At 73.3% G+C, this 10109-nt stretch carries 1 protein-coding gene; it reads right to left on the bottom strand.

Annotation, left to right across the window (positions count from 1 at the left end):
• Positions 1–10 precede the first annotated feature (10 nt).
• A complete protein-coding gene (locus ACZ60T_RS24820; protein WP_469667959.1) occupies positions 11–10096 on the bottom strand; it encodes a type I polyketide synthase in 10086 nt (3361 codons plus the stop codon).
• Positions 10097–10109 lie beyond the last annotated feature (13 nt).

The following is a 10109-nucleotide window of genomic DNA, read 5'->3' as shown; positions in this document are numbered from 1 at the left end:
TGCGGTGTTGTCAGTCACGCTCGCCGCCCAGCGCCATCCGCACGAGGTCGGTCACGTCCATCTCCCTGATCGCGTCGATCTGTTCCTGTTCCTCCCGCGCCGCCGGGGCCGTCCGCGCGCCTGCCGGTGCGGCGGCCGGTGCCGAGGGCAGCAGCCGCCCGTCGAGGTACGCGGCGACCGCGAGCGGGGTGGGGTGGTCGAAGACCAGCGTCGCGGGCAGCCGGAGTCCGGCCGTCGCGGCGAGCCGGTTGCGCAGTTCCACCGAGGTCAGCGAGTCGAACCCGAGGTCCTTGAAGGGCCGTTCGGGGTCGACGGCGTCGGCGCCGGTGTGGCCGAGGACATCGGCGACCCTGGCGCGCACCAACTCGGCGAGCGTGTCGAGGCGTTCGTCGCCGCCCAGCGCGGCCAGCCTGCGCCGCAGTGAATCGGCCTCGGCGACGTCGGCTCCGGAGGCGGTACGGCGGACGGTGCGCACCAGGCCTCGGAGCAGGGGCGGTACGGTGCCCGGGTCGGCCGCCCGCAGCCGGGCGAGGTCCAGCCGTACGGGGACCAGCAGCGCCTCGGGCGAGCGCAGCGCGGCGTCGAACAGGGCCAGTCCCTCCTGGTCGGAGAGGGCCGCGACACCGCCGCGGGTCATCCGCCGCCGGTCGGTCTCGTCCAGGGAGCCGGTCATCTCGCTGCGCTGTTCCCACAGCCCCCAGGCCAACGACTGAGCCGGGAGCCCGTCGGCCCTGCGGCGGCGGGCCAAGGCGTCCAAGTAGGCGTTGGCAGCGGTGTAGTTGCCCTGGCCCGCGTTCCCGATGGTGGCGGACGCCGAGGAGAAGAGAACGAAGGCGGACAGCGGCAGATCGCGGGTCAGCTCATGCAGGTGCCACGCCGCGTCGGCCTTGGGGCGCAGTACCCGCTCCAGTTGCTCGGGGGTCAGCGATTCGACGGTGGCGTCGTCCAGCACTCCCGCGGCGTGCACCACGGCGGTGAGCGGATGTTCCTCGGGTACCCGCGCCAACAGAGCGGACAGCGCGTCCCGGTCGCTGGTGTCACAAGCGGCGATCTCCGCATCAGCCCCCAGCTCTGCCAACTCATCGACGAGTTGCTTGGCCTGCGGGGCCTGGTCTCCCCGGCGGCTCACCAACAGCAGTCGCCGTACCCCGTGTTCGGCCGCCAGGTGCCGGGCGACCAGTCGGCCCAGCACGCCCGTGGCCCCGGTGATCAGTACGGTGCCGGACGGGTCCAGCGGCGTGGAAGGCACGGCGTCTGCGGCGACCGCGCGGGTCAGCCTGGCGGCCAGCAAGGTGCCCTTGCGTACGGCGAGTTGGGGCTCGTCGGAGGCCAGTACGGCGGGCAGCAGGGCGCGGAGCGCGGCCGGGTCCTCGGCGGGTTCCGCGTCCAACAGGACGATTCGGCCGGGGTGTTCGGACTGGGCGGCACGCATCAGCCCCCGGACGGCCGCGCCCGCCAGGTCGGTGACCGTCTCGTCCTCCGTCGTACTGACGGCGCCCTGGGTGACGAACACCAGCCGGGCGTCGGCGTAACGGTCGTCGGCCAGCCAGTCCTGCAACAGCCGCAGCGCCTCGGCCACCGCCCGGTGCACCGCCGGTGCGTCGTCTCCGCCCGGGTGGCCGGTCACCACGACCGCTTCGGGTACGGCCATGCCGTCGGCCACGGCTGCCGACAGCTCGGCGAGGCCGGGGTAGGACCGGGGCAGCAGGCCGACGGGGCCGAGTTCGGCCCACCGCTCGGTGTCGGGCGCCCGGGAGGCGGCGGGGACAGCCGTCCATTCCACCCGGAACAGGGAGTCGGCGGCCGGATCAGCCGGGGCGCGCAGCGCGTCCAGGGTGACCGGCCGGACCACCAGGGAGTCGACCTTGACCACCGGCCGACCGGCCGGGTCGTCCGCGGTGAGCGACACCGAGCCGTCGGCGTGGAAGGCGAGCCGCACGCGCAGAGCGGTGGCGCCCGACGCGTAGAGGGTGACCCCGGACCAGGAGAACGGCAGCCTGGCGGTGCCCGGCGGCAGGTCCGTTCCGGCGCTGTCCGAGCCGCCCAGCCACAGCCCCTGCAACGCGGCGTCCAGCAGCGCGGGGTGGAGTCCGAACGCACCCGCGTCCGTGGACCGTTGCTGCGGCAGCCGTACCTCGGTGAAGACCTCGCCGTCGCGCCGCCAGGCCGAGCACAGGCCCTGGAACAGCGGGCCATAGCCGTAACCGGCGGCGGCGAAGCGGTCGTAGAGGTCCGCTACGCCGATCGGTTCCGCACCGGCAGGCGGCCAGGCGCCGTCGTGCGCGGGCGGCTCCGGCTCGGTGTCGTCCGTGACCAGCACACCCGTGGCGTGAGCGGTCCAGCTCGGGTCGGTGGCGTCCTGGAGCCGGGAGAACACGTCGAGAGCGCGGCGGCCCGCGTCGTCCGGAGCCCCGACGCGCAACTGGACCTGCACAGCACCGGACTTGGGTAGGACGAGGGGTGCCTGGAGGGTGAGTTCCTCGACGGCGGCGCACCCGGCCTCGTCCGCCGCCCGCAACGCCAGCTCCACGAAGCCCGTGCCGGGCAGCAGGATCACGTCTCCGACGGCGTGTTCGGCCAGCCAGGGGTGGGTACGCACCGACAGGCGGCCGGTGAGCAGCAGTTCGCCCGTGTCGGCGACCTCCACCGCCGCCCCGAGCAACGGATGCCCGGTCGTGCCAAGACCCGCGGACGACACATCCCCGCTGGTGGTGGGCGCGTCCATCCAGTAGCGCTGGTGCTGGAAGGGGTAGGTGGGCAGCTCGACGCGACGGGCGTCGGTGCCTTCGAAGGCGGGGGCCCAGTCGACGTTCACGCCGTGGGTCCATGCCTCGCCCAGGGACAGCAGGAAGCGCTCCATACCCCCGTCACCGCGGCGCAACGTGCCCACCGCCACCGCGTCCGCCTCGGTCTCCCCTACCGCCATCGTGAGTACGGGGTGCGGGCTGGACTCGATGAACACCCGGTAGCCGTCGGCCAGTAGAGCGCGGGTGGCCTGCTCGAACTCCACCGTCTGCCGGAGGTTGCGGTACCAGTAGTCACCGTGCAGACCGGCGGTGTCCAGTAGCCCGCCGGTCACCGTCGAGTAGAACGGCACCTCGGCCGTGCGCGGCGCCACGTCCGCCAACGCCTGCGCCAACTCCACCTGGATCCGCTCTACTTGGGGGCCGTGGGAGGCGTAGTCGACCGGGATCCGGCGCGCACGCACACCCTCCGACGCGCACCACGCCATCAACTCATCGAGCGACTCGGTGTCACCGGAGACCACCACGGAGGACGGGCCGTTGATAGCGGCGACCGAGAGGCCAGCCGTCAGGTGCACTTCGTTGACAGGCAAGGCCACCGACACCATGCCCCCATGGCCCGCAAGAGCACCCAGCACCTGGGACCGCAGAGCCACCACACGCGCGCCGTCCTCCAGCGACAGACCACCCGCCACCACAGCAGCCGCGATCTCACCCTGGCTATGCCCCACCACCGCATCCGGCACCACACCGAACGACCGCCACACCTGCGCCAGCGACACCATCACCGCGAACAGAACCGGCTGCACCACATCTACCCGGTCCAGATCCAGATCTCCGGGATCACCGCGCACCACATCCAGCAACGACCAGTCCACGTGAGGCGCGAGCGCATCGGCGCACTCCCCCATCCGCTCCCGGAACACCTCCGAGGACTCCAGCAACTCCCGCGCCATACCTACCCACTGCGACCCCTGTCCAGGGAACACGAACACCGTCCGCGCATCCCCCACAGCGATGCCCGTGATCGAGTGGGAGGTCGGGACTCCGGCCGTGGCCTGGTCCAGTTCGGCGGGGAGGCGGGTCGGGTCGGTGACGATGACCGTGCGGTGCTCGAAGGCGGTGCGGCCGGTCAGGGACAGGGCGATGTCCGCCGGGTCCGCGCCGTGGTCCGTGGTCAGGTGTGTCCGGAGGCGCCCGGCCTGGTCGCGCAGTGCCGGTGCGGTCCTGGCGGACAGCGGCCAGGGCAGCGCGGGCCGCGGCCCGGACGTCACCGGACGCCTCGCGGGCTCCGGCTCGGGGGCTTGTTCCAGGATCACATGGACGTTGGTGCCGCTCAGTCCGAAGGAGGACACCCCGGCGCGGGGCGGGTGTCCGCCCTCCGGCCAGGGCACCAGGTCGGTGTTGACCGCCACCGCGCCCTGGGTCCAGTCGACATGGGTGGTGGGCCGGTCGACGTGCAGGGTCGGCGGTACCTGCCGGTGGCGCAGGGCCAGCACCATCTTCATCATTCCGGCTACGCCCGAAGTGGCTTGCGTGTGGCCGATGTTGGACTTCAGGGAGCCGATCAGCAGCGGTCGCTCCGCGGGCCGGTCCTGACCGTAGGTGGCCAGCAGCGCCTGGGCCTCGATGGGGTCGCCGAGGGTGGTGCCGGTGCCATGGGCCTCGACCACGTCCACGTCAGCGGCCGACAGCCCGGAGTTGGCCAACGCGGCGCGGATGACCCGCTGTTGGGCGGGGCCGTTGGGGGCGGACAGGCCGTTGCTGGCGCCGTCCTGGTTGATGGCCGAGCCTCGGATCACGGCCAGCACCGGGTGGCCGTGGCGCTGGGCGTCCGCGAGCCGTTCGACGAGGAGCACGCCGACGCCCTCGCCCATGCCCATGCCGTCGGCGGCCTCGGCGAACGTCTTGCAGCGCCCGTCGGCGGCCAGCCCGCGCTGTCGGGAGAAGCTGACGAGGGAGCCGGGGGTGGACATCACCGCGACGCCGCCGGCCAGCGCGAGCGAGCAGTCCCCGGCCCGGAGCGCCTGGGCGGCCAGGTGCAGGGCGACCAGTGAGGAGGAGCAGGCGGTGTCCACGGTGACGGCGGGGCCTTCGAGGCCCAGGGTGTAGGCGACCCGGCCGGAGACCACGCTGGGGGCGCTGCCGGTGAGCAGATGGCCCTCGGCCTCCGCCGATCCGGCCACCGCCGAGGCGTAGTCCCCGTAGTTGACTCCGGTGAACACCCCGGTCCGGCTGCCGCGCAGCGCCTCCGGGTCGAGTCCGGCCCGTTCCAGGGCCTCCCAGGTGGTTTCGAGGAGCAGCCGCTGCTGCGGGTCCATCGCCATCGCTTCGCGCGGTGAGATGCCGAAGAAGTCGGCGTCGAACTCGCCCGCGTTGTGCAGGAAGCCGCCGCCTCGGGTGGTCACGGTACCGGGCCGGTCGGGGTCCGGGTCGTAGAGCGTCTCCAGGTCCCAGCCCCGGTCCGTGGGGAAGTCCGAGACCACGTCGCCGCGTTCGACGAGCAGCCGCCACAGGTGTTCGGGCGTGCTGATGCTGCCGGGGAAGCGGCAGGCCATGGCCACGACGGCGATGGGTTCGCCGGTGTCGGCAACCTGGGCGGGGGGTGGTGTGGTGGCGACTTCCTCGGTGTGGCCGAGGAGTTGGGTGCGGATGTGCTCGGCGAGTACGTGGGCGGAGGGGTAGTCGAAGATCAGGGTGGAGGGCAGCCGGAGTCCGGTGGCGGTGTTGAGCCGGTTGCGCAGTTCCACCGCGGTCAGTGACGCGAAGCCGAGTTCCTGGAAGGCCTTGCCGGGGCGGATGGCCTCGGGCGAGTCATGGCCCAGTACCGCCGCGGCGTGCCGGGTGACCAGGTCAAGTATCAGGCGGGTCTGCTGGGCCGACGGCAACCCGGCGAGGCTGTCGCGCAGTTGGGAGGCCGCGTGGGTCGAATCCGGCGGTGCGGTGTCGGTCTGTTCCAGCGCCTGACGCGCTTGCGGTACGGAGGAGATCAGTGGGCTGGGCCGGGCGGAGGTGAAGACGGGGGCGAACCGCTCCCAGTCGACGTCGGCCACACACACCGCGGTCTCGTCGTCGTCGAGGACCTGTTGCAGGGCGGCCACCGTGAGTTCGGGGTCCATCCTCGGCAGGCCCTGTTCGGCGAGCTTGAAGGGGTCCTCCAGGGTGAGGACGCCGGTGTCGTCCGTGGTGTCCGGGCGCAGCCAGGGGTTGTCGGCCTGCCAGACGCCCCAGTCGATGGTGGTGGCCCGTAGCCCTCGGCCGCGTCGGTGGTGAGCCACCGCGTCCAACAGGGCGTTCGCCGCGGAGTAGGCGCCGTGTGCGCCGCTGCCCCAGAGACCGGCGATGGAGGAGAACAGGACGAACGCGTCCAGTTCGCGGTCGAGCAGGGCGTCCAGGTGCAGGGCGCCGGCCGCCTTGGCCGCGACGATCTGTTCGAACGCCGCCAGGGGCATGGTGTCCAGTGGGGCGAGGGCGATGAAGGCCGCGGCGTGCACCACGGCGGTCACCGGGGTGCCCTGCGTCTCCAACTCGTCCAGCAGCCGCTCCAGTTGGTCGCGGTCGGTGACATCGCAGGACACCAGGGTGAGCCGGGCGCCAAGTGCTTCGATCTCGTCGGTCAGTTCGGCCGCACCGGGGGTGTCCGCGCCACGGCGGCCGGGCAGGACGAGGTGCTCGGCGCCGCCGCAGGCCAGCCAGCGGGCCAGGTGCGGGCCGACCGCGCCGGTGCCGCCGGTGACCAGGACGGTGCCACGGGGCTTCCAGGGCCGGTCGGGGGTGCCGGTGCGCGGGGCGGGTACCAGGCGGCGCGCGTACAGGCCGGACGGGCGGACCGCGAGCTGGTCCTCGTCGGAGGAGCCCGCCGTACGGGACAGTGCCGCGCCCAGCCGCAGCCGGGCGGGGGCGTCGAGCTCCACGGGCAGATCGATCAACCCGCCCCAGCGGTGCGGCTGTTCCAGGGCGGCCACCAGGCCCGTGCCCCAGACGAGTGCCTGCCGGGGGGCGGTGAGCGGGTCGGTGTCCCCGGTGGTCACCGCGCCCGTGGTGGCGCACCAGAGCGGGACGCGGCTGCCGAGGTCGCCCAGGGCCTGGACGAGGGCGAGGGTGAGCGCGCTGCCTGTGGGCAGGGACGGGTGCGCGGGGTGCGGTCGCTCGGCCAGGGCCAGCAGGGACAGCACGCCGGACAGGTCGCCGGACAGGTGGGAGGCGAGGGTGGCGGCCAACCGGGTCCGGTCGGTGTCGGCTTCGGTCAGCGCGATCGGGGTGACGTCCGCGCCCAGTTCGGTCAACGCCTCGATGACGCTGGTGACTTGGGGACTGCTGTGCTGCTCCTCGGGCAGGGCGACCAGCCAGCGGCCGGACAGGGTCACCGTCGGTGGTTCGGCGACCGCCTGCCACTGGACGCGGTAGCGCCAGGCGTCAAGGACCGAGGCCTGTCGGCGCTGTCGGCGCCAGGAGTCGAGGGCGGGCAGTACTTGGGCGAGCGGTTCCGGGTCGACGGCCAGGACACCGGCCGCCTCGGCCGCGTCGCCCCGCTCCACCAGGTCCCAGAACTCGCCGTCCTCGGCGGCCACGGCGTCCGTGTCCCCGGTCGCGTCGAACCAGAAGCGCCGACGCTGGAACGGGTAGGTCGGCAGGTCGATCCGGCGGGCGCCGGAGCCGTCGAACACCGCGCGCCAGTCGACCCGTACGCCCCGGACCCACAGGTGGGCCGCGGCGGTCAGCACCCGGTCCAGGCCGCCCTCGTCGCGGCGCAGGGTGCCGATGACCACGGCGTCCTCGGCGCCCGCGGCCTCGGCGCTGTCCTGGACCGCCATGGTGAGCACCGGATGCGGCGATGCCTCGACGAACACGTCGTGGCCCTGCTCGGCCAGGGCGCCTACGGCGGTGTCGAAGCGCACCGTGTGCCGCAGGTTGCGGTACCAGTACGCGGCGTCCATCGTGGCGGTGTCCAGCCAGTCGCCGGTGACCGTGGAGAACACCGGGACACTGCCGGTCCTGGGCGTGAGGCCGTCCAGGGCGGTCAGCAGTTCCGTCTCGATCCGCTCGACCTGTGCCGAGTGGGAGGCGTAGTCGACGGGCACGGTCCTGGCCCGGATGCCGCGCTCGGCACAGCGGTCCACCAGCTCCTTGAGCGCCTGCGGCTCACCGGAGACCACCACGGCGGCGGGGCCGTTGAGCGCGGCGACGGACAGCCGCTCGCCCCAGGGGGCGATCTCCGTCTCCACCGCCTCGCGGGGCAGCGCCAGTGACACCATGCCGCCCTGACCGGCCAGTGCGCCGAGGGCCCGGCTGCGCAGGGCCACCACCTTGGCCCCGTCGGAGAGCGAGAGTCCCTCCGCGACCACCGCGGCGGCGATCTCCCCCTGGCTGTGTCCGACCACGGCGTCGGGCTCCACGCCCCAGGAGCGCCAGAGCGCGGCCAGCGACACCATCACCGCGAACAGCGCGGGCTGCACCACGTCCACGCGTTCCAGCGAGGGTGCGCCCGGCTCCCCACGCACCACGGACAGCAGCGACCAGTCCACCCAGTCGGCCAGCGCCCGGTCGCAGTCGGCCATGGACCGGGCGAACTCCGGTGCCTGCTCCAGCAGTTCGCGGGCCATTCCCTGCCATTGGGCGCCCTGGCCGGGGAAGACCAGCACGGTCTTGCCCACGGTGGGCTCCGTGCCGCCGGTCACCGTACCGGGGTCGGGTTCGTCGCGCCCCAACGCAGCGAGGGACGCGACCAGTTCGGAGTGGTCACGGGCCATCAGCACGGCACGGTGGTCCAGCGCCGTACGGGTGGTGGCCAGCGCGTGGGCGAGGTCCAGAGGGCGTACGGAGGGGTCCGCCGCCAGGTGGGCGCTCAGCCGCGCGGCCTGTTCCCGCAGGGCGGCGGCGGTGTGCCCGGACACCACGCACGGGACAACGGCCGGTTCCGGGTCGGTGCCCGCGCCCGGCCGCTCGGACGGCTCGGGCTGTCGGGGCGGCGCTTCGAGGGTGTCCTGCTCGATGATGACGTGGGCGTTGGTCCCGCTCATGCCGAACGAGGAGATGCCCGCCCGGCGCGGTCGGTCCGCGTCCGGCCACTCCCTGGCCTCGGTGAGCAGTTCCACCGAGCCCGCCGCCCAGTCGGCGTGCGGCGTCGGCCGGGTCACATGCAAGGTGCGCGGCAGGACGCCCGCACGCAGCGCCAGCACCATCTTGATCACACCGGCCACACCGGCCGCGGCCTGGGTGTGTCCGATGTTGGACTTCAACGACCCCAGCCACAGCGGCCGTTCGGCGTCCCGTTCCCGGCCGTAGGTGGCCAGCAGCGCGTCGGCCTCGATCGGGTCGCCGAGCGTGGTGCCGGTGCCATGGGCCTCCACGACGTCGACGTCCGCCGTGGACAGACCCGCGTCGGCCAGGGCCGCCTGGATGACCCGCTGCTGCGAGGGGCCGTTGGGCGCGGTCAGGCCGTTACTGGCGCCGTCCTGGTTGACGGCAGAGCCACGCAGCACGGCCAGCACCGGGTGGCCGTTGCGGCGGGCGTCGGACAGCCGCTCCAACAGAAGCATGCCGACGCCCTCGCCCCAGCCGGTACCGTCGGCGGAGGCCGAGAAGGGCTTGCACCGGCCGTCGGGGCTCATCGCGCCCTGCCGGCTGAACTCGGTGAACACGGAGGGCTGGGACATCACGGTGACCCCGCCGCTCAGGGCCAGGGAGCACTCCCGGTTGCGCAGCGCCTGGACCGCTTGGTGCAGGGCGACGAGCGAGGAGGAGCAGGCGGTGTCCACGGTGACGGCCGGGCCCTCCAGACCCAGGCTGTAGGACACCCGGCCGGACATCACACTCATCGAGTTGCCGGTCATCAGGAAGCCCCGCACGATCTCCGGTGCGCCGCCCGCGAGTTGGGCGTAGCCCTGGTCGATCGCGGCCGTGAACACCCCGGTCGGCGTGGCGCGCAGCGCGGCCGGGTCGATCCCGGCCCGTTCGATGGCCTCCCAGGCGGTCTCCAGGAGCAGCCGCTGCTGCGGGTCCATGGCCAGCGCCTCGTGCGGGGAGATGGCGAAGAACTCCGGGTCGAAGTCGCCGACCCGGTCGATGAACGCGCCCTGGCAGGGGACGTTGCCCGCGCTCAGCCGGGCCAGGTCCCAGCCCCGGTCGGCGGGGAGGGCGCCCACCGTGTCCCGGCCCGCGGACACCAGCTCCCACAGATCCTCCGGGGTGCGCACCCCGCCGGGGAAGCGACAGCTCATCCCGACGACGGCGATGGGCTCACGGTTCCTGGCCTCGGCCTCCCGCAACTGCCGACGGGTGTTCTGCAGGTCGATGGTGACGCGATTGAGGTAGTCGCGCAGCTTCTGCTCGCTCACCGTGCTCCTCCGCAGGTGTGTGGCGCCG

The sequence above is a fragment of the Streptomyces sp. NPDC104371 genome (genome assembly GCF_055583785.1).
The sequence above is the reverse complement of the archived record's forward strand: the minus strand, read 5'-3'. Positions and strand labels throughout refer to the sequence as shown.